Origin of the sequence: Pseudomonas sp. SIMBA_068, from assembly GCF_046534705.1 — a bacterium.
GTDB classification, from domain to species: domain Bacteria; phylum Pseudomonadota; class Gammaproteobacteria; order Pseudomonadales; family Pseudomonadaceae; genus Aquipseudomonas; species Aquipseudomonas putida.
The window spans coordinates 1-266 of sequence record NZ_JAWRYI010000687.1; the positions used below are offsets into that span (position 1 = coordinate 1).

At 64.7% G+C, this 266-nt stretch carries 1 protein-coding gene; it reads right to left on the reverse strand.

All coding sequences use genetic code 11. The features are described from left to right. Positions 1–114 precede the first annotated feature (114 nt). A partial coding sequence (locus SB756_RS30995) for a methylamine dehydrogenase light chain (protein ID WP_410913359.1) occupies positions 115–266 on the reverse strand: 152 nt, incomplete at its 5' end.

Consider the following 266-nt stretch of genomic DNA (forward strand, 5'->3'; position numbering starts at 1 on the left):
GGTGGCACCTCGTTACCCTGAGCCGGGCGCTGGTTGGGGTTGGGCAGGGTCCTGGCCTGGGCGACGGGCGCCAGCAGGCACAGAAGCAACAGCGCCGTCAAACCCTTCACGGCGCTATACCGCCACGCCGCGGATGATGGTCACGGTGCAGTTGTAGATCTTCGACTCCGCACCCAGGCACCAGTTGATGTCGTTGTTGTTGAAGGGCCGATACAACGGCTGTTCATCGTCGTTGCGCGAGCAGGCGCACTGGCCGCAGGCGTGCT